The organism is Nocardia sp. NPDC050630, from assembly GCF_044457245.1.
Taxonomy (GTDB): domain Bacteria; phylum Actinomycetota; class Actinomycetes; order Mycobacteriales; family Mycobacteriaceae; genus Nocardia.
Genome location: NZ_JBITGN010000001.1, coordinates 1,150,959 through 1,169,970, shown reverse-complemented (window position 1 = coordinate 1,169,970; position 19,012 = coordinate 1,150,959). Strand labels below are relative to the sequence as shown.

Genomic DNA, 19,012 nt, shown 5'->3' with positions numbered 1-19,012 from the left:
GCATATCTTTCCTTTCAGAGGGTGATTTCGCGCTTGAGGATTTTCCCGGTCGGCCCCTTCGGAAGTGTGTCTACGATGTGGACCTGGCGCGGGTATTTGTATGCGGCAACGCGCTCCTTGACGAAGTCGCGCAATTCTTCAGCGGTAACAGTGGCACCGGGTTTGAGGGCGACGGCGGCACCGACTTCCTCGCCGAGTTCGCCATGGGCCACACCGAGCACCGCCGCCTCGGCGATATCGGGGTGCTCGTAGAGCACCTCTTCGATTTCACGTGGATACACGTTGTAGCCGCCGCGAATGATCATGTCCTTCTTGCGGTCGACGATGAAGTAGTTGCCGTTCTCGTCTACTCGACCGAGATCGCCGGTGTGGAACCAGCCGTCGATGATGGTCTCGGCTGTCTCCTCGGGCTTGTTCCAATAACCCTTCATGATGTTGTCGCCACGGATCACGATCTCACCGATCGCACCGTCTGCTACGGCGCGGCCATCGTTGTCGACCACCTTCAACTCGACACCTCGGACCGGAGTTCCGATGGAACCGGGGACACGGGTCCTGTCGGGGTGAGCGAAACAAGCGGCGGGCGAAGTCTCCGACAGCCCGTATCCTTCGAGCAGAACACACCCGAACTGCTTCTCGAATGCGTGCAAAACCTCAACCGGCAGTGCGGATCCGCCGCTGACACAGACGCGCAGCGCGCCGAGATCGACGTCGGCCGCGCCCGGTTGGTTCAGCAACGCCGAGTACATCGTCGGCACTCCCCCGAAGATCGTCACCCCATCCCGGACCAGAATTTCCAGAACTTTGGCCGGGTCGAACCTCGGCAGCAGTGTCAGCGTCGCGCCCACCCGCACAGCGACGTTCAACCCACATGTCTGCCCGAACACGTGGAACAGCGGTAGCCCACCGAAAATCACGTCCTCGGAACGCGCGTGAATCAGTGTCTCGGCGCACACGTCTACATTGCCCGCGAGGTTGGAGTGAGTCAGCTCCGCTCCCTTCGGCTGACCGGTGGTGCCCGAGGTGTACAGGATTACCGCGGTGTCATCGGGTTGGCGATCGACCATGATGTCGCGCGGTTCGGTTGCCATCACCCGATCGAGAAACGCGATCGGATCAACCGTGATCACGCTAGCGCCGGTCCGCTCGGCACCTGCGGAGGCTTCGGCGTCGAAGCCCTGCCAGACAAAAATGATCTTGGCACCGGAATCGCGCAGATAGTAGGCGACTTCACGCTCTTTGAGCAATGGGTTCATCGGCACGACGATTGCCCCGGCGCGCAGGATGCCGTAGTAGAGAGCGGCGAACTGCGGGACGTTCGGGAGCATGATCGCGACCCGATCCCCCACCGCGACATCGTATTCGGCCAGTATCCCGGAGACCCGCTGACTGAGCGCTTCCAGTTGCGCGTACGAGATGGTTACTTCATCGAGTCGAATCGCGATTTGAGCCGAGTGGTTGCGCGCGGTGATCACGAGATTTTCAGCAAGGTTCATCAGCTATTTCCTTCTTCGGATATCAGACGGGCGTGATGTCGGAGATCAGCCATTGGCCGTCGACCTTGGTCATGCCGACTCGAATTCGGCTGCCATCCAGGCGAGGTCCTTGGTATTTGGTGCTCGAGGTCTCTTGGTTGAGAAATAGCAGCACTGTGACTTTGTCGGCGGCCGCGGTGACGATCGACGATTCGACAACCTTCGCCGTGGTGATGATCGAATCTCGGTGGGCGATGGGGATGATCACCTTCGAACTGAGTTCGGCGAAATCACTCCGGAACTTGCCGGTCAGATTGTCTGTGCCCCTAGGGAATTCGGTGTCGATCGTATTGAAGTTGTACGACAGCACGGTGGAGATCTTCGATCGCGCCGATTCCTGAGCGGACTGCGCGGCGGCCGTTGTCGCTTTGTGCTGCGAAACGCTGCGTCCGAAGACAACCGTCGTGGTGGTCGCCGCGCCCAGCAGCAGCACCAGTACGACAAAGGTGGTGATCGTCGTCCGCTTGTTCATCGTCGACAGGCGCCGGAACCAGCGTTGTGGGAGGCGCTGTCGCGACCCGCCCACCTGTGCCGAGGACTCGGCATTGTCGAGTTCTTCCAGGTCGAGTTCTTCTACATCGACATCGACCGCGTTGTCGGTGGCGCCGGCGGTCATGCGACGAACTCCACGTTCGAGACGAGCCATCGGCCGCCGGTGTGGTCGAGAGTCATCTTCATGCGGTAGACCCGCTGCTGTCCCTCGGGGGCTTCGGTGTTCTTAACCGTGGAAGTAACCGCTGTCAGCACGGTGGCCTGGCTGTCATTGATCGCGACGATCCCGGCTTCCTTGACCTCCCCGGCGGATTCGACGTTGCCGTTGCGCAGCACCGTGACGAAATTGCCGGAGATCTTGTCCCATTGGTCACGGAACGATCCGGTCGAATCGGCGGCGATCGCCCCGAGATTCTTTTCTGCCGAGGCATGATCGAGCGTGATCAACTGGACGGCAATGCGGCGGGCAGTGTCGAGTACGGCATGGTCGCGGCTGTCGTCCTGTTGGTTGTGCCGGACATCGAGCCACAGCTGCATGCTGACACCGCCCAACGCCACCACGGCCGCGGCGAGAACGGCGATAGCCCATACCCGCCATGACGGACCCGGACGTGACCGCGGTTCCCCCACTCCGGAGTCGGACGCGACCTCGGCCACGTCTACTTGATCAGCAGTGATTGCCATCCCTGGTACTCCTTTGCTTGGGTGACCGATTGGGCCGATTGCCCAAGGACATAGGTGATCCCGTCCGGTCCACGGAAAGTCCCGTCGTATTCCGCATACGGGGTGGTGATCGCCGCCGGGTTGGAAGGGGGTGGCATCGGGGCGGGAACGGCCGGCGCGGCTTTGCCGGGATCGGAGAGTTGCGGAGCCGCGCCCGGTGCGGGATCACCGGGATGGGCGAGCATCCCCGGCCAGGTCGAGGGCAGTCCGCCTGGGCAATTCGCCACCTCGGCGGTACGGACCGTGGGATCGCTGGCGCATGGAAGGTTTCGGGCGCCGCGGACCACCTTCGGGTTATCGGGGGAAATGCGGCAATAGTTGTTGGCGGACACCTCGGCGGGACCTGTATCCGAGGGGTCGCGGCGGACGGTGCCCTGGTAGCCCTCCGTGCACGGTGGCGAGTTCTCGGTGTTTCCCAGTTTGACGTCCAGTGGGATCTGCGCGCCCATGGTGTCGCCGTTCGTCTGGAACCCACCGCCGACGAAGCTGGAGTTCAACGCGGTTGCCAGTGCCGGATATACGACGAGTATCTGCCGAACACCCGCGATATTGACCCGCAGCACCTGTCCCAAGGTTTGCAGGTCGGCCAGCAGCACCGGGAGCGGCGTCGTGAGGTCGGCGAGCGTACCGGAGATGGTATCGGCGGTGGCGGGGCCTTGCTCCAGTACCTCCCGCACTTGCTCGTCGCTCTGCGCCAACTGCTCGGTGAACCCGGCCAAATCCCGAGTCACGGAATGGATTTCGGTCCGGACCGAGGTTCCGGTGCGCAGCAGCGGCTCGGCGTCGGACAGCAGGGTGAGGGTGGGATCGATATCGGCTTGCGCGAGGGCGAGCAGATCGGCGGAAGAGTCGATCAGTGTCGCCAGGGCGGGGCCGGTGCCGTTGACGGCCTGGAAGGTTTCGTCTATCGCGGTTCGCAGCGAGTCGGTGGATACGCTCTTCAGCAGCGTCTGTGTTTGGTCGAGCACTCGCGCGGTGGGTATCGGCACACTGGTCTTCGACCGCGGGATGGCGCTGCCGTCCCGGAGGTAAGGGCCTTTGTCGTCGGAAGGAATCAGATCCACATACTGTTCACCGATCGCCGACATGCTCTTGATGGCTGCTCCCGCCGAGGCCGGGATTCGGTAGTCGTTGCGCAGTTGCATGCGCACACGCACGAGATCGCCCTCGAGATCTATTCCGGCGACGCGGCCGACCTCCACCCCGCGATAGGTGACCGCACCGGATTCGTACACCCCGCTCCCGTTCTCGAAATCCGCTGTCACCGTGTATGTTCCGAGTCCGGTGAGCCGCTGGATGCCCACGTAGTTGACCAGGCCGTAGAGCAGACTCACCACGGCGAGCAGCGTGAAAGCCATGAGCTGGCCCTTGACGAGACGGGTCTTCATCGCGGTCCCCCATTCGGGTCGGCTGCCGGCGCCATCCCATCGGCAGACGCCGGCAGGGTCGGTGCGATGAGCGGATTCACGGCGCGATTGGACATGGGGACCAGGCGGTTGAACGGAATACTGCCGAGGACCTTGTTCTGGATGCCTTCAACGGTGAGGTCGAGGGTGAGGAACAGGTTGAGGTAGTCGCCCTTGATGGCCCGCTCGGCCACCGTGACCGGGAACGGGAAGCTGAGGGCGAGCAGCAGTGCCCCGCTGAGATCGGAACCGGCCGCGGCGAGCTGGGTCAGTGTGGGCTGCAAGTTGTGCAGGTCGGCGCTGAGGTTGTCGCGGCTGTCGTGCAGCACCGCCGCGGCTTGCGCGCCGAATTTCCCGGTACTGTCGAGCATGGTCGTGAGCTGTGCCTTCTGCTCGTCGAGCACGGCCAACGCCGGTTGGATCTGCTCGATGCCGGTGCCGAGTGTGTCCGTCTGCGCGGCAAGCTCTTTCGCCAGCGCGTCGAGGCTGTCGATGGCGCGCACGATATTGTCGCGCTGAGTGTCCAGCCCGTTGGCGAAGGTCGCGAGCCGTTCGAAGGATCGGTTGATCGCCTCCTCCCGGCCGCCGAATGCCTGGTTCAGTTCGGCCAGGATGGTCCGGATCTGTTCCAGCCCACTGCCATTGAGCACCAGCGACAGGGCCGCGAGTACGTTCTCGGTCGCCGGGTACTCCGAGGTCGCCGCCAGCGGAATCACGTCGCCGTCACGCAGCAACCGGTCCGACTTACTCTGCGACGGCGAGATCAGCTCGAGGTATTGGGCGCCGAGCACACTGGTCTGCGCCAGCCGGGCGGTGGTGTTCGCGGGTAGCCGAACGCTCTTGTCGATCTCGAGGGTGATGTCGGCGTGGTAGTCACGGACGGTGATCGCGGTGATGGTGCCGACGGTGCCGTCGTCGGCCTTGACGAAGGAATTGGCGATCAGGTTCTGGGTATCGCGCAGCTGAACTTGAATGGTGTATGAGCCGTGATGAATCGTATTGCCCGGCAACGGGATCGAATTGGCGCCGTCGAAACGGCAGCCGGCGGTCAGCAGTGCCGCCATCAGCAGCACTCCACCGGCGCTCAGTCGTGCAGAAGCTTTCATCAGCGGGCTCCGGGGACTAGGAGATCGGACAGTCCGGGGATGACCGGCTGCGCGGACGGGCCGGGGGTGGGGACGGGTGATGAGCCCGCGCCCGTGGCGGCGCGTACGGCGGCGCCGAAGAGATCACCGAATTGCGCACTGGCGCGCGAACATTCGGCCGGTGGGGCGTCGACTGTGGTGAGCAGCGCGCAGATCAGCGACATCGGATCCGGGAAGTCCGGGATATTGGCGTTGGCGGTGGCCGATTTCGAGGACGGGTCGTAGATGTTGTAGAGGTCGTCGATGGTGGTCGGCGCGGCATGGAGGATCTGGGCGAGGTCGTCCTCACGGTCGATCAGCAGCGAGGTGATCCGGGTCAGTGAGGTGACATCGGATTTCAGTGCGTCGCGATTCTCGGCGACGAGGGTACGGATCTCGGGCAGCATCGCCTGAACCGCGTGCAGCGCCGCGTTGAGTTGAGTCCGGTTGTCGTTCAACAGATTCGACACTCCGGCCAGCTGGTCGATGAAAGTACGGACCTGTCCGTCGTTCGCGGCGAGCGCCGAGATCACGGTTTGCAGGTTCCGCACGGTAGCGAACAGGTCGGGGCCGCCATCGGCGAGCGTTTGCATCGCCTTGGACAGGTTGACCAGTGTGTCGTTCAGCGTTGCGCCATTGCCTCGTAGCGCGCTCGCGGTGGCGTCGGTGAATCGGGCCAGCGGGCCGATCGGGTCGCCGGATTCCGGTCCGAGCTGGGTGGCCAGGTCGGTGATCTGCTTCTTGATCTCGTCGAACGGTACCGGGACGGCGGTGCGTTCGAGTGGAATCACTGCGCCGTCTTGAAGTTCGGGCTCCGAACCGCGTTTCGGAATGAGCTGGATGTAGCGGCCCGATACCAGGGTGGGGGCCACGATCACGGCGTGGGTGTCGGCGCTCACCGGGTGTGCCGAGTCGAAATGCAGGGTGACACGGACGCGATCACCCGCGGGCGTGATGTCGTCGACCGCGCCGATCGGCACACCGCGCAGCGTGACGCGGTCTCCGGTATACAGACCGGCCGAGTTGCCGAAGTACGCGGTGACGCGGACGGTCGCGTTCCGAGTGAGCCCGAAGGTGACACCGGTACTGATCAGCGCCGCGACGAGCAGCGCGGCGAGAATCCGTCCGGGCGTGGGGATGCGGGACCAGCCCGCGCGCAGTGTGGTCATCATCGGCCTCCTCCCGGGCTGCCGGGCTGCTGTCCATTGAGGTTTGCGGGCGTGATGTTGTGCAGGAGCACACCGAAGAACGGTCCGCTGCCGACGACCTCACCCATTTGGGTCACGTACGGCCGCAAACCGGAGATCGCGGAGTTGATGTTGTCGTAGTTGGAGTTCAGCAGCGCAAGGACTCGATCGAGGTTGGCCAGCATGGGCGCGAGTGCCTGCTTGTTGTCCTGAGCCAGCCCATGCAGTTCGGTGCTGACATCGCGAACATCGACCAGCAGTGCGCGGATCGTGGCGGCACGGTCGTTGAGTGCCGCGAACAGTGAACCGCCATCGGTGACCAGAGTCGTGAGGTTCTGATTGCGTTGGGCGAGAATCCCGGTCACGCTGCCGGTGTGGTCGAGGAGATCGCGCAATGCGCCGTCGCGGGACGCGATCGTTTGCGATAGCCGCGACACCCCGTCCAGTGCGGGGCGCAGGTTCGCGGGCAACGCGGCGAGCACCTTCGAGACACTGTCCACGGCATCGGCCAGCTGGGTCTTGTCGGTGTCGGCCAACTTCGACGTGAGCTGATTCAGCGATTCGGTGAGGTCGTAGCCGGAGGTTGTGTGGTCCAACGGAATTCGATCACCGATGGTGCCGTCGCCGTCCGGCCGCAACTCGACATAGCGGCGGCCGAGCGCCGTTTCGACCTTGATCGCGGCGGTCGTGCGAGTACCCAGACGCTGATCATTGGTGTCCACGCGCAGGGCGATATCGACGTGGTCGCCGCCCAGCGTGATGCGGTCGACCGTACCTACCTTGATGCCCGAAATCTGCACGGCGTCACCGGCGTTCAGGCCGCTGGCATCGGCGAACTCGGCCACCATCGTCTGATGTCCCGGCAGCCCGGGGATGCGCTGGTAATTGAACGCGCCGACGAGCAGGGCAACGGCAATGCCAGTGCCCACCAAGCCCATTCGTACGGGGTTACGTTCAGAGAAGGGTTTCATTGCGGCGTCACTTGCACCTTTCGGCTGGGACGGTGAACGTCGGCGAGTCCTGGTAGCCGGAGCCACCGATCGCCGGGTACCGGATCGTGAGACCACAGAGAAAGAAATTGACGAAACTGCCGTAACTGCTGGCCCGCCCCGCCAGGCGATAGGTGATGGGCAGCTTCGCGAGCAACAGCGACAGCGAGTCGGAATTGGCATCGAGGTTGCCCGCCAGCTGTTGCAGCTGTGCGACGTCACCGGCGATGGCGGGGCGGTCGTCGCGCAGTAGTCCGGCGATTTCGGCGGTGCCCGAGTCGATGCCGGTCAGACCTGCGGTTATGGTGTCCCGATCCGCGTTGAGACCGCTGACGACCTGTTGCAAGTCGACGACCAGTGTGTCGAATTGCTTGCCGCGCTGATCGATTACCGCAAGCGCCGCGCCGAGGTTGTCGATCGTCGATCCGATGACCTGGTCGCGATCGGCCAGCGTATTGCCCAGTGAGCCGATCTGCTCCACGAACGCGGCGATATTCTGCTCCTGGCCGTTGAGCACCGCGATCAACGATCCCGACAGCCTGTTGGCCTGGTCCGGGTCCAATCCCTGTAGGAGCGGCTTGAAACCATTGACGAGACTGTCGATGTCGAGCGCCGGAGCAGTCTGGGTAACGGGAATGGGATCCTGCTCGGAACGCACGCCTGAACCGTCGGGTTCGACGGTCAACTCCAGGTAGCGATCGCCGACCAGATTCTTGTATCTGATCGCGGCACGCGAACTGATATGGACTTCGATGTCCCGGTCGACGGTGAAGGCCACCTGCACGAGCCGATCGTGAGCGAATTCGACGGATTTCACCTTGCCGACCGGCACTCCGGCGAGCTTGACGTCATCGCCGGATTTCATGCCCGAGGCCGAGGTGAACAGCGCACGGTAGGTGTGGGTCGGCACGAAACGCAATTCGCCGACGACCACGACGAGCATGGCCGAGATGACCGTAGTGATCACCAGGAAGATAATCAGCTTGAGTCCGGCGTGGCGGGCGATCATCGTGTCAGTCCATATATCAGTGCGGCGAACGGGTTACCCAGCAGATCCTCCGGACCGCGAATCGGCCCGTATACCGTTGTGCCGGTGTCGAAGTCGATATGGCCCGCAGCTGGGCTCTCCTTCGTGTAGGGGTATCCATAACAGGAGGGAGCGCCGTTGGCACCGTTCACGGGCAGATCCTTGTCATAGCGGTAGGGCGCGTCACCCAGCAAGAGGCTGCTCAGGATGTTCAAACCGGGCCGCCCACCGCCGAGCGCGTTCTCGAGGAACCCGCGATCGTGATCGAGAGCCGACAGCAAGCAGGTGAACGACGGAGACTGTTCCGCGAGCACCCCGGTGGTCGGTTCCAGTGCGTCGGCGGCACCGATCAACGGCGCGGACGAAGCGCTCGTGAATGCGGCTCCGGTATTGCCGAATTGGGTGAACGAGAGCAGGAAGGCGCTCAGGCTCGCCTGCTTCTCGACGAGGGTGGTGCTGGTCGTCGATAGATTCTTCAGCGTGGCCATGACATCCGGCGTGACCGCTGCCAAGGTGTCGAGATTGTCGGCCAGCAGTGGCACGTCGCGCCGCAATGTCGGTATCGCCTCGTTGAACTGCCCGAGGTAGCGATCGGTGGACACCAGTAGGTCGCCGAACCGCGCGCCGTGCCCGTCCAGGGCGGTGCCGAGCGCGGCCAGTGTCGCGTTGACCTTTTGCGGCTCAACGGTTTTCAGTAGGGCGAGCAGTGTGTCGAACACGTCGTTCACTTCGACGCTGACCTTCGCCCCATCGATCGTCGAGCCCGCACCGAGTGTCGTCGCCGCCGGTTGATCCGGCCAGACCAGGGTGACGAATTTGCGCCCGAACAGGGTGGTCGGGGCGATCTCGGCGCCGACGTTCGCCGGAATCCGCCGCGCCTGGCCGGGATTCAGGTCCAAGGTCAGCTTCGCCCGATCGTTGTCGACTTCGACGGCGCTGACCCGCCCGATGACCACGCCGCGCACCTTCACATCGGATCCGGGCCCCATCAGCAGCCCGGCCCGGTCGGCGAGCAGGTAGACGCGAGTGCTGGCGACGAATTCGCCACTGCAGGAGGCGATTGCGCCGGTCCAGGCAAGTACGAAGGCGGCGATGGCGCTGATGCCGAGCAGCAGGGCGCGGCGCCGGGAGACTTCCAGGGTCATCCGGACACCCGAACGGTCGAGTGGACGCCGCCGTAGACGGCGACTCCGATGATCAGGTCGATGATCATGATCGCGATCAACGAGGTACGCACCGCCCGGCCCACCGCCACCCCGACACCTGCGGGACCGCCTGCGGCATGGTAGCCGTGGTAGCAGTGCACAGACATGATGACCACCGAGAACACAATGACTTTCGCCAGCGACCACAGCACGTCGGTGGGCACCAGGAAGACGTTGAAGTAATGGTCGTAGGTGCCCGGTGACTGTCCGGACAGCACGATGCTCACGAACTGGGTCGAGGCGTAGCCCATGAACAGCGCGATGCCATAGAGCGGGATAATCGCGAGCAGCCCGGCCAGGATGCGGGTTGTCACCAGATACGGAACCGAGGGAATCGACATCACCTCGAGCGCGTCGATCTCCTCGCTCACTCGCATCGCACCCAATTGCGCGGTGAACCCAGCGCCCACGGTGGCCGTCAACGCGACACCGGCCACCACTGGAATGGCCTCACGCGTATTGAAGAATGCGGAAATGAATCCGGACATCGCTTCGACCCCGACGCGGCCGAGCGAGGTTGCTCCCTGCTGGCCGACCTCGTAACCGGCGGCGGCGGTGAGGAATCCGATGACAACGACGGTGCCGCCGATCACCGCGAGCGCACCGGATCCCAGACTGACCTCGGCGATCAAGCGGACCACCTCACCGCGATAGCGGCGCAGTGTGCGTGGAATCCAACCGATTCCGTGCAAGTGAAACGACAGTTGGTGGCCCAGGCCGCCGACGGCGTCGCCGGGGCGCGCAGCGGCGGCGGTTAGCCTGCGCCCCCACGACTTCCGTCGTAGCAGCTCGGCTGCGGACGGCTGTTGGCTGGTGATGGTCATATCGGTCCGTTCATTGCAGCCACAGGGTGGTGATGATGGAGTTGGCCAGGAATAACAAGACGAAGCTGAAAACGACGGTCTGATTGACGGCGTCCCCGACCCCTTTCGGGCCGCCTTTCGCATGTAGACCCAGATGACACGCGACCAGTGCGGCCAGCAGCCCGAATATCCCGGCTTTGAGCTCGCTGACCAGCAGATCCGGTATCCCGGTCAACAGCGGAATCGCGGTAACGAACTGGCCTGGCGTCGCGCCCTGGAGATACACCGCGTAGAGGTAGCCACCGGCCAGGCCGACCGCGGTGACCAGTCCGTTCAAGAACAGCGCGACGACCGTGGAGGCGAGCACCCTGGGCACGACGAGCCGATGTATCGGGTCGATGCCCAGCACCCGCATCGCGTCGATCTCCTCGCGGATGGTCCGTGCGCCCAGGTCCGCACAGATCGCCGTCGCGCCTGCACCGGCCACCACCAAAACTGTTGCTACCGGACCGATCTCGCGAATCACCGCGATTCCGGCGCCAGCCCCGGACAGGTCGATGGCTCCGATCTCGTTGAGCAGCACATTGATCTGGAAGATCACCATGACGCAGAACGGGATCGCGATCAGCAAGGTCGGCATAATCGATACACTGGCGATGAACCACGCCTGATGAACGAACTCCCGAAATTGGAAGGGCCGCCGGGGCAGCGTCCGCAGGGTATCCAGCGTGGTGCCGAAAAACTCTCCCACCGCACGTGGGGCGACCTCCGCGGCGGACCGTGTTCTGTCCCAGCGAGCAGGCGAGTAGATCTCGCCGGAATCCACCATCGTTGAACCTTTCAGAAATCTGAAACCGATTTACCGGCCCGCGATCACACCGTGCTGAAGTCGCTATCCGCCGCCGCGAACCGCACCGGCCGGGGTCGCCGCACCGGACAACTCACCGAACGGCACCGAACGCTGCATCCGGCCAGTCGGCCCGACGATCGGTGTCTGCGTTGGTGATGCCGACGATGGGCAGCCGGAGGGCGGCCGGCGCGGCCGGCGGCACTACCGGGTGCGCGGGCGCGACCGGCGCGACCCGCTGGTACGCCGCACCCGGTGCGGGGCGCGGATCGGCGTGACCGCGGTTGGGCCATAACGACATCGCACGTTCAGCCAGTGCGGTAATGGTGAGCGAGGGGTTCACGCCCAGATTCGCCGAGATGGTCGATCCGTCGACGACGTGCAGGCCGGGATAGCCGAACAGCCGGTGGTAGGGGTCGACAACGCCGGTCTCTGCGCTGTCGCCGATAGCGCAGCCGCCGATGAAGTGCCCGGTCATCGGAATGTTGAAGACGCTGCTGCTGGTAGCCGCCGCGGGAACACCGTCGATCTTCTCGGCCAGCCGCCGCGCGACCTCGTGGCCGGCCGGGATCCAGGCCGGATTCGGTTGTCCCTCACCCTGTTTGGTGGTCATGCGTCGGCCGAACAGGCCGCGCCGGGTGTAGGAGGTGAGCGAGTTGTCCGCCGACTGCATCACCAGCAGGCCGATCGTCTGTTCCGACCAGCGACGCGGATTGTGGATCCGGATCAGATCCCGGCGGCTCCGGCCGAGTTCACGCAGCCAGCCCAGTCCGCGCGGGCCGTCGCCGCTGACCATCACGGTGGTCAGCAGTGATATGACGTTGCTGCCCTTGCCGTATCGCAACGGTTCCACGTGCGTGTCCGGATCCGGGTGGACGGAGGAGGTGATCGCGATGCCCTTGGAGAAGTCGCAGGACTTGTCTCGGCTGCGAACCGCCAGCAGCTCCTCGGAATTGGTCCGGGTCAGATACCCGAGCCGGGCGGACAGGTCGGGGAGCGAGCCCCGGTCGCGCAGCCGGTGCAGCAGCTGCTGCGTGCCCAGCGCAGCGGCGGCGAACACGACCTGCTCGGCGGTGAATCGATGCCGCCGCTTGCGCATCCACCGGCCGGTGCGGACCGTGGTGACCTGGTAACCACCGCCCGGCAGTGGACGGACATCGGTCACTGTCGTCAGCGGATGCACGGTGGCGCCGGCCTGCTCGGCCAGATAGAGGTAGTTCTTCACCAGTGTGTTCTTGGCGTTGTGCCGGCAGCCGGTCATACATTCGCCGCAGTGGGTGCAGGCGCGCCGGTCCGGCCCGGCGCCGCCGAAGAACGGGTCGGGTACATCCTCGCCCGGCCGGCGCCCGGGCCCGCCGAAGAACACACCCACCGGTGTGCGCTGGTAAGTGTCTGCGATTCCCATGTCCTCCGCGACCGCCGCGATGACGCGGTCCGCAGGCGTGATCGCCGGATTGACAGTGACACCCAGCATGCGCTTCGCCTGGTCGTAATGCGCGGCCAGCTCGGCCTTCCAGTCGGTAATATGCGCCCACTGGCCGTCGGCGAAGAAGGTATCCGGCGGCTCGTACAGGGTGTTTGCGTATACCAGTGAGCCGCCGCCCACCCCGGCTCCGGCCAGCACAAAAGTGTCCTTGAGTAGCGTCATCCGCTGAATTCCGTAGCAGCCCAGCGCCGGCGCCCATAGGTAGCGCCGGATACGCCACGAGGTTTGCGGGAACTCGTCGTCGGCGAACCGGCGGCCGGCCTCGAAAACACCGACGCGGTAACCCTTCTCGGTCAGGCGCAGCGCACTCACGCTGCCACCGAAGCCCGAGCCGACGACTATAACGTCGTAATCGAAAGTCATGGGCGCTTTACCTTTCAGGATCGCGTTCAGGCGAGGCGAGGTCATCCGGAAGTCGGAGGGATTCGAACCGATGGTCTCGCGACGGCACGCGGTCACGGATCTTTCACTTGTAGCCTGTCCCGCACACGCCCAGCGATTTCTACCGCTGTGGGTATCAGGAGCGGGGACAGGATCAGCCCGAACAGTGGCACGAGGATTGTCGGTTCGGTTCCGGTCATCGGCGGGAGTCTCGGAATCTCAGAGATCCCTTCCCAGGGCGAATTTTCAGGGCCAAGTAGCTAGAAGATCTTTCGTAGGATCTTCAGCGCCCGTTCGCTGTACGGGGGGTAGATCAGCTGCAGATCCGGGTGGAAGGTCTTGCGCAACACCGCTTTCCGGTGACTGAGCGCTTCGAACCCCCAGCGGCCGTGGTAGGCGCCCATGCCACTGGCGCCGACACCTCCGAACGGAAGCTGCGGCACCAGGCAGTGCATGGCGACATGGTTGATCACCGCACCGCCGGACGGGATCTCCTCCACCAGGCGCTCGCCCACCGCCGCCGATTTCGTGAAGTAGTACCCGGCAAGCGGTTTCGGCCGGGAATTCACGAACGAGATCGCATCGTCGAGGCTTTCGTACGACAACACCGGCAGAATAGGTCCGAAGATCTCCTCCTGCATGACCGCATCGCCGGGATCCGGGTCGACGATCACGGTCGGCTCGATCGACAACGACGCCTCGGTGACCCGTCCGCCCAGCGCGATCGTGCCGCGCGTCTGCGCGAGATAGGTCGCCAGTCGCGCGAATTGGCGCTCGTTGACGATCCGGCGGCCGTCTGCGCCCTCCTCCCCCTCGAATTGCTCGATCGCCGCTACGATCTCGTCCACCAGCCGATCCCGGATACGGTGATCGGCCAGCACGTAGTCCGGCGCGATGCAGGTCTGTCCCGAGTTCACACACTTGACCCAGGCGATCCGGCGGGCCGCGATAGCGATGTCGGCGTCGGCGGTCACGATTACCGGGCTTTTTCCGCCGAGCTCCAAGGTCACCGGAGTCAGCGTCGCCGCGGCCGCGGCCATGATCTTCCTTCCGATTTGGTCGCCGCCGGTGAACAGTACGTGGTCGAAACCCTGCGCCAGCAGCTCCTGGGTGACCTGGGCGTCGCCCTCGACCACGACGACCGCATCGGAGTCCAGGTATTCCGGAACCAGCCGAGCCAGCAGGGCCGACGTGGCCGGCGCCAACTCGGACGGCTTGAGTATCGCGCAGTTGCCCGCGGCCAGCGCGGCCACCAGCGGCGAAAGAGTCAGGTACACCGGGTAATTCCACGGGCCGATGACCAGGACGACGCCGAGCGGCTCGTACTGCACCCAGGCCGAACCGGGATACTGCACCAGCGGCAGGGGCTGCCGCCGCCGGCGCATCCACCGGCGCAGGTGTTTGAGGGCGAACACGGTCTCACCCCTGGTGGACGATATATCGCCCATCCAGGCTTCGGCCCGGCTGCGTCCAAGATCACTCGCCAGCGCGGCTACGATCTGATCCTCCTGCTCATCAAGCAGCCGGATCACGTTCCGCAACTGCTCCGCACGCCAAGTGCGGTCTCGGGTCCGGCCCGAGGCGAACTCGCGGCGAACCCGTGCCATCGCATGGGGGATGTCGGGCAAATTGGAGACCGCTGGTGCGGTAGTCGGTATGGACATCTTCGTTACCTCTGAGAAGTTCCGTCACGCCTTCGGCGACGGAATCAGGCCGTGTTCGAGAAGTAGTTCCGCGCCCGCGGCGCTGGCGCGAAAGTGTTTGTGGTGCAGGGTTTTCGGTGACCGGGAATGGATGAGGTCTCCAGTAGATGGTTTTGGCTACCGAGACGAAGGGGACCGATGATGATCCCGAGCCCGGTGATCACGGGTTGGGGCGTTCGCGGGCGGGTGGGCCACCGAGACCTTTGGCGAGCGAGCAAGGCCGCTAGCGCCCTGGCGATTGCCGATGCCCATCGAGGCGATGGTGACGAGTGCGGTCTTATGGCGGAGTTCGCGCATGTGTTGGCTCAGCTGTCGTAGTCGACTGCGACCGTCGGGGTGGTGGGATGAGATTGACAGGTCAGTACGAAGCCGGCGTCGATCTCGGCTGGGGTAAGCGCGAAATTTTGCTCCATCGATACCGCTCCTGTTGTGATTCTGGCTTTGCACGTGCCACAGGCGCCGCCAAGACAGGCGTACGGCGCATCGATGTTGCTTTTCAGCGCGGATTCGAGGACGGTCTCGCCCGCGGCGAGTTCCACGGTGTGATGCGCGCCGGACAGAGTGATGGTCACTTCGGACTCGCGGAAGGCATCGACGTGGGTGGATCGGTTCGTGCCGCGGAACAGTTCGAGGTGTATCCGCTCGGTCGGCACTCCTTCAGATGCGAGGTCCTCGCGCATTGTCGTGACGAGATCGCTCGGGCCGCACAGGTACCACCGGTCGATCGAAGTGACATCGGTGGCGAGCAACTGTTGCACCCTCGCCAGGTCGATACGGCCACGAACAGCGGCGGGGTGGTGCGCCTCGCCTGAGCGGATGTGGAATATGCGTAACCGGTCTGCATATCGAGATTCGAGCTCATCGAGTTCGGAGGCGAACATGGTCGACTCTGCGGTTCTGTTGCCGTAGAAGAGGATGAAGCGACTCTCGGTCTCGATCTCCATCGTGGTGCGCATGATGGACAGGATGGGCGTGATGCCGCTCCCTGCCGCCACCGCGACATAGTCGCGCCGAGCGAGTGGATCAAGGGGTGCGCCGAAGCTACCCGTGGGCGTCATCAACTCCAGGACGTCACCGGCTCGCAGCGTTTCGACCGCGAAGGTCGAGAACATCCCGCCCGCGATGTGCCGTACTCCGATCGCCAGTTCTCCCGATGTGGCCGAGGTGCAGATCGAGTAGTTTCGCCGCACCTCCCGCCCACCGATGCGGTGTCGAACGGTCAGGTGTTGGCCCGCCTGGAATTGGAACTGGTCGCTGAGGTGATCGGGAACGTCGAAAGTGACTTTGACGCTGTCCGGAGTCAGGGGCTCGACGCTTGTGACGGGGATCGGGTGGGCGCTGGCATGGCGTGCCGCGGAGGAACGCGGCATTCGGACCGGGAGCAGTGCGGCTAGTTTGCCGTTGAGGCGTTTCCACTCGCGGTACTGCGTGGCGTCGAGCTGCTGCCCGAAGACGGTACCTATTGCCGAGTCGCGCTCTAGGTAGGCGGCCTCATTGCGTCGCCAGACCGCGACGTAGCGGTAGAAGGGAATGGAGGGATGCAAGTGGTGGACCAGGTGGTAGTTCTGCGACAAGAGCAGGGGAGTCAGGATCCACTCCGAGCCGACGCGGTTGCGGGTCGCTCGATAGCGGTTCTCGCGCTGCGTGTCTTCCAGGTCGTGGTGGGGTAGCCAGTCGAACCACCACGCGAGCACGAACATCGCCACCCGCCCGGGAATCAGGCAGATCACCGCGAGCGTCCACAGCTGTCCGGCGAAAGCGGCCGCCACGATCACCGTCACCGAAAAGGTCATCAACGCCGCCGTTTCCAGGACCTCGGCGCGTGGGCGCCGGCGCAGGTTACGCACCAAGAAACCGATATACGGCAGGTCCATTGCCGGGAAACGGATCGGCAGCTGCCACCAGGGTGCCGCGCTGACGAAGTGATCGGGATCGAACTCACCGTCATTGGTGTTGCGGTGGTGCTCGATATGGATGAACGCGAACGACTTGAATGAGATCAGCGGCGAGACGAAGAACATTGCCACGCGACCGAAGGCGACGTTGACCCAGCGATGGGAACTGATCGAGTAATGCGAGGCGTCGTGCAACACGGTGAACAGGACGAAGATTGCCACGGAGCTCGCGGCGATGGTGGCGATCGCAGGCAAAGCGTCGGTGAGCGCAGCCCAGGTCGAGGCGCCGAAGAGCGCAAGCGCACAGGTGAAGATGCCGACTATCGGCCAGGACAGCGGAGGAACTTGCTCGCCCGGATCAGGCAAGGCGTGCTGCGAGGCGGCTACTGGGGGTTGGGGGTGTCGAGTCGTGGTCGACATCGGACTCCTCCTTCGCGCTTCGGGATGAGGTGCCTCACAACGTACAAACGGCTGGTATTGGTCAACAAGGCCATCTCAGCCCTCCCCGGTGTGCTGCGAGCACATCCCGACGCACTCGGGCTTCCGTCAGTACGGCTATGACTCGCGCAAAACCGAGGCCCCCAGCACGTCACAGACGAGGAGGGCGGCGTGCAGTTCGGCGATCTTGACAGTTGCGGGCCGGCCCCTGCGCTCTTCGGCACGACGCACTCTCTGCAGGACCGTGTTCCGGTGGATTCCCAAGGTGCGTGCTGCGATCACCAGACTCCCTTGCGCGTCGAGCACAGCCAGGAGTGCGGCGCGCTCGCCGCGCTCTTTCGCGTCGTCCCGTGCGAGAGCGCCGAGCTGAGCGGCGACGAAGGCTCGCGCCGCATCCAGGTCGCGCGAGATGGCATCCACCAACGCGACATCGCTGAACTGAGTAATCGATGGCGCCACGCGACCGGACAGTTCGATGACCCGGCGAGTGCGTAGAGCCTCCAGGTGGGAGGTACGGAAGCCGGCAGCCCCCGGATAGGGCGAGCCCACCGCGATGTGAACGTTTTTACTTTCGCCTGGAAACTCCGTCGCCATGCCCGTGAGCGAAGTCCGCACCTCCCCCGTGATCGATGCCCATCCCCACACCGCGAGTGGACCGTCCGCCATGACGAGCGAGTGACCCGCCCCAAGGAACCTTCCAACCTGCCGAGCGAATCCCTCGAGGTCGACGCCACGGTCGTCGACCCAGCACACGAAGGCGATCTGCCGACCGGTGAGCCGGTGGCCGAGCACACGTTCGGCCCGAGCGATGTCGACACGTTCCCCAGCGAGCAAGGCCCGCACGACATCGGCGCGCTCGGCCCTTGCCTGGTTCTGGCGTCGGTCGAGCTCAGCGACGTACTCGTCAGCCACAAGACTGGAGATGCGGTCGATGTATCGAAACCCGTACCGCTCGAGATCGACAAACGTCCGCAACGCGACGGCGGGGTCGTCGAGCCGTTCAGTGAGCGATTCGGAAAGCTTCTCGGTGAAGTACTCATGTCCCAACCGATAGAACCGCAGCATGACATCCACGCTGTGCCCCCGTGATGCCATTGCTCGCGCGTGTTCGAGCGCCGTTACCGGCGCCTCCGCCGCCGCTACATCGATCCCATGGCGAACCATCGAAAGTACCGCTTCGAGATTCGACGAGCACGATCCCAAGGTCAGGCCGCGAAGCTCAGCATCCCCAGCGACCTCCGGTATCCGCTCGACTATGTACCTCTGCATGTCCTCGGCCAGGCTGGACACATTCGCCAGCAAAGACGCAGCAATACCCCTTCCAGCCTCCACACCGTGAGCCGGCTCCAGCGCCTCCATATCTGCACACTAACCTCGACCGAACCGCAACGGCCGACCGTTCACGATCGACGCAGCAACAGAGTTGTTCCGTGGCGGGGCGCGAGGACCTGTCTGCTGGTCCGGCCGGACCCCTCATCCAGAAACCGTGCCACCAATCGGATATGCGCACTGCCGCGACACATCCATCTCGGCAGCCGCATGAGCGGGTCCATGACCACCCACCAAGTTCCGATCGATCAACAATCGCCGGCCATCCGGTCACGAGCTCTCCGGTATTCAGGTTCGTCTCGGTAGCCAAACCCTGTACTGGCGACTCACCCATCTCGTTCACCGACCACCTCCGCACCGGCATGACCTCGGATACGTAGGACACTCTGTTGCACCGGTTTGCCAAACGGATGCCCCTCACGGGATCGGATAGCCGCCGATT

The 19,012-nt window shown here is 64.2% G+C and carries 15 protein-coding genes; all 15 read right to left on the bottom strand.

The annotated features are described in order from the left end of the window. Positions 1 to 14: 14 nt before the first annotated feature. The 15 genes from ACIBG0_RS05035 to ACIBG0_RS04965 all read right to left on the bottom strand — a co-directional run bounded on the left by ACIBG0_RS05035 (position 15) and on the right by ACIBG0_RS04965 (position 18,600). Positions 15 to 1,499, bottom strand: a complete 1,485-nt coding sequence (locus ACIBG0_RS05035; RefSeq protein ID WP_364359532.1) for a long-chain fatty acid--CoA ligase — start codon at positions 1,497 to 1,499, stop codon at positions 15 to 17. A 19-nt stretch (positions 1,500 to 1,518) separates the two neighbouring features. Next, on the bottom strand, positions 1,519 to 2,151 hold the full coding sequence (locus ACIBG0_RS05030; RefSeq protein ID WP_397029335.1) for a hypothetical protein: 633 nt from the start codon (positions 2,149 to 2,151) through the stop codon (positions 1,519 to 1,521). Then, the gene (locus ACIBG0_RS05025) at positions 2,148 to 2,711 is read right to left on the bottom strand and encodes a hypothetical protein (RefSeq protein WP_397029333.1); all 564 of its coding nucleotides are present in this window, start codon (positions 2,709 to 2,711) and stop codon (positions 2,148 to 2,150) included. Before ACIBG0_RS05025 ends, ACIBG0_RS05030 begins: the two co-directional genes overlap by 4 nt. After that, on the bottom strand, positions 2,687 to 4,138 hold the full coding sequence (locus tag ACIBG0_RS05020) for an MCE family protein (RefSeq protein WP_397029331.1): 1,452 nt from the start codon (positions 4,136 to 4,138) through the stop codon (positions 2,687 to 2,689). Before ACIBG0_RS05020 ends, ACIBG0_RS05025 begins: the two co-directional genes overlap by 25 nt. After that, positions 4,135 to 5,262, bottom strand: coding sequence for an MCE family protein (locus ACIBG0_RS05015; protein WP_397029329.1), 1,128 nt, complete (start codon positions 5,260 to 5,262; stop codon positions 4,135 to 4,137). Before ACIBG0_RS05015 ends, ACIBG0_RS05020 begins: the two co-directional genes overlap by 4 nt. Beyond that, on the bottom strand, positions 5,262 to 6,449 hold the full coding sequence (locus ACIBG0_RS05010; RefSeq protein WP_397029327.1) for an MCE family protein: 1,188 nt from the start codon (positions 6,447 to 6,449) through the stop codon (positions 5,262 to 5,264). Before ACIBG0_RS05010 ends, ACIBG0_RS05015 begins: the two co-directional genes overlap by 1 nt. Next, the gene (locus ACIBG0_RS05005) at positions 6,449 to 7,438 is read right to left on the bottom strand and encodes an MCE family protein (RefSeq protein ID WP_397029325.1); all 990 of its coding nucleotides are present in this window, start codon (positions 7,436 to 7,438) and stop codon (positions 6,449 to 6,451) included. Before ACIBG0_RS05005 ends, ACIBG0_RS05010 begins: the two co-directional genes overlap by 1 nt. A gap of 7 nt (positions 7,439 to 7,445) precedes the next feature. Then, complete coding sequence (locus tag ACIBG0_RS05000) at positions 7,446 to 8,465, bottom strand: MCE family protein (RefSeq protein ID WP_364359505.1); 1,020 nt, start codon at positions 8,463 to 8,465, stop codon at positions 7,446 to 7,448. Beyond that, positions 8,462 to 9,628 carry an MCE family protein gene (locus tag ACIBG0_RS04995; protein ID WP_397029323.1) on the bottom strand — a complete coding sequence of 389 codons (1,167 nt, stop codon included), beginning with the start codon at positions 9,626 to 9,628 and terminating at the stop codon, positions 8,462 to 8,464. The genes ACIBG0_RS05000 and ACIBG0_RS04995 overlap by 4 nt, the downstream gene beginning before the upstream one ends. Next, entirely contained in the window at positions 9,625 to 10,512 is an 888-nt protein-coding gene (locus ACIBG0_RS04990; RefSeq protein ID WP_397029321.1) for an MlaE family ABC transporter permease, read from the bottom strand. Before ACIBG0_RS04990 ends, ACIBG0_RS04995 begins: the two co-directional genes overlap by 4 nt. A 10-nt stretch (positions 10,513 to 10,522) precedes the next feature. After that, positions 10,523 to 11,320, bottom strand: coding sequence for an MlaE family ABC transporter permease (locus ACIBG0_RS04985; protein WP_397029319.1), 798 nt, complete (start codon positions 11,318 to 11,320; stop codon positions 10,523 to 10,525). A gap of 112 nt (positions 11,321 to 11,432) precedes the next feature. Further along, positions 11,433 to 13,187: a GMC oxidoreductase gene (locus tag ACIBG0_RS04980; protein ID WP_397029317.1), complete on the bottom strand. Its 1,755-nt coding sequence runs from the start codon at positions 13,185 to 13,187 to the stop codon at positions 11,433 to 11,435. Positions 13,188 to 13,465: 278 nt separating this feature from the next. After that, on the bottom strand, positions 13,466 to 14,869 hold the full coding sequence (locus tag ACIBG0_RS04975) for an aldehyde dehydrogenase family protein (RefSeq protein ID WP_397029315.1): 1,404 nt from the start codon (positions 14,867 to 14,869) through the stop codon (positions 13,466 to 13,468). A gap of 344 nt (positions 14,870 to 15,213) precedes the next feature. Beyond that, positions 15,214 to 17,223: a fatty acid desaturase gene (locus ACIBG0_RS04970; protein ID WP_397029313.1), complete on the bottom strand. Its 2,010-nt coding sequence runs from the start codon at positions 17,221 to 17,223 to the stop codon at positions 15,214 to 15,216. A 135-nt stretch (positions 17,224 to 17,358) separates the two neighbouring features. After that, the gene (locus ACIBG0_RS04965; RefSeq protein WP_397029311.1) at positions 17,359 to 18,600 is read right to left on the bottom strand and encodes a PucR family transcriptional regulator; all 1,242 of its coding nucleotides are present in this window, start codon (positions 18,598 to 18,600) and stop codon (positions 17,359 to 17,361) included. Between the last annotated feature and the right edge of the window lie 412 nt (positions 18,601 to 19,012).

Excerpts from the sequence above, each read along its gene's own strand:
- ACIBG0_RS04990 (WP_397029321.1), bottom strand. The coding sequence starts at position 10,512 with ATGACCATCACCAGCCAACAGCCGTCCGCAGCCGAGCTGCTACGACGG.
- ACIBG0_RS05020 (WP_397029331.1), bottom strand. The coding sequence starts at position 4,138 with ATGAAGACCCGTCTCGTCAAGGGCCAGCTCATGGCTTTCACGCTGCTC.
- ACIBG0_RS04970 (WP_397029313.1), bottom strand. The coding sequence starts at position 17,223 with ATGTCGACCACGACTCGACACCCCCAACCCCCAGTAGCCGCCTCGCAG.
- ACIBG0_RS04995 (WP_397029323.1), bottom strand. The coding sequence starts at position 9,628 with ATGACCCTGGAAGTCTCCCGGCGCCGCGCCCTGCTGCTCGGCATCAGC.
- ACIBG0_RS05000 (WP_364359505.1), bottom strand. The coding sequence starts at position 8,465 with ATGATCGCCCGCCACGCCGGACTCAAGCTGATTATCTTCCTGGTGATC.
- ACIBG0_RS05005 (WP_397029325.1), bottom strand. The coding sequence starts at position 7,438 with ATGAAACCCTTCTCTGAACGTAACCCCGTACGAATGGGCTTGGTGGGC.
- ACIBG0_RS05030 (WP_397029335.1), bottom strand. The coding sequence starts at position 2,151 with ATGACCGCCGGCGCCACCGACAACGCGGTCGATGTCGATGTAGAAGAA.
- ACIBG0_RS05010 (WP_397029327.1), bottom strand. The coding sequence starts at position 6,449 with ATGACCACACTGCGCGCGGGCTGGTCCCGCATCCCCACGCCCGGACGG.
- ACIBG0_RS05025 (WP_397029333.1), bottom strand. The coding sequence starts at position 2,711 with ATGGCAATCACTGCTGATCAAGTAGACGTGGCCGAGGTCGCGTCCGAC.
- ACIBG0_RS04965 (WP_397029311.1), bottom strand. The coding sequence starts at position 18,600 with ATGGAGGCGCTGGAGCCGGCTCACGGTGTGGAGGCTGGAAGGGGTATT.
- ACIBG0_RS04975 (WP_397029315.1), bottom strand. The coding sequence starts at position 14,869 with ATGTCCATACCGACTACCGCACCAGCGGTCTCCAATTTGCCCGACATC.
- ACIBG0_RS04980 (WP_397029317.1), bottom strand. The coding sequence starts at position 13,187 with ATGACTTTCGATTACGACGTTATAGTCGTCGGCTCGGGCTTCGGTGGC.
- ACIBG0_RS04985 (WP_397029319.1), bottom strand. The coding sequence starts at position 11,320 with ATGGTGGATTCCGGCGAGATCTACTCGCCTGCTCGCTGGGACAGAACA.
- ACIBG0_RS05015 (WP_397029329.1), bottom strand. The coding sequence starts at position 5,262 with ATGAAAGCTTCTGCACGACTGAGCGCCGGTGGAGTGCTGCTGATGGCG.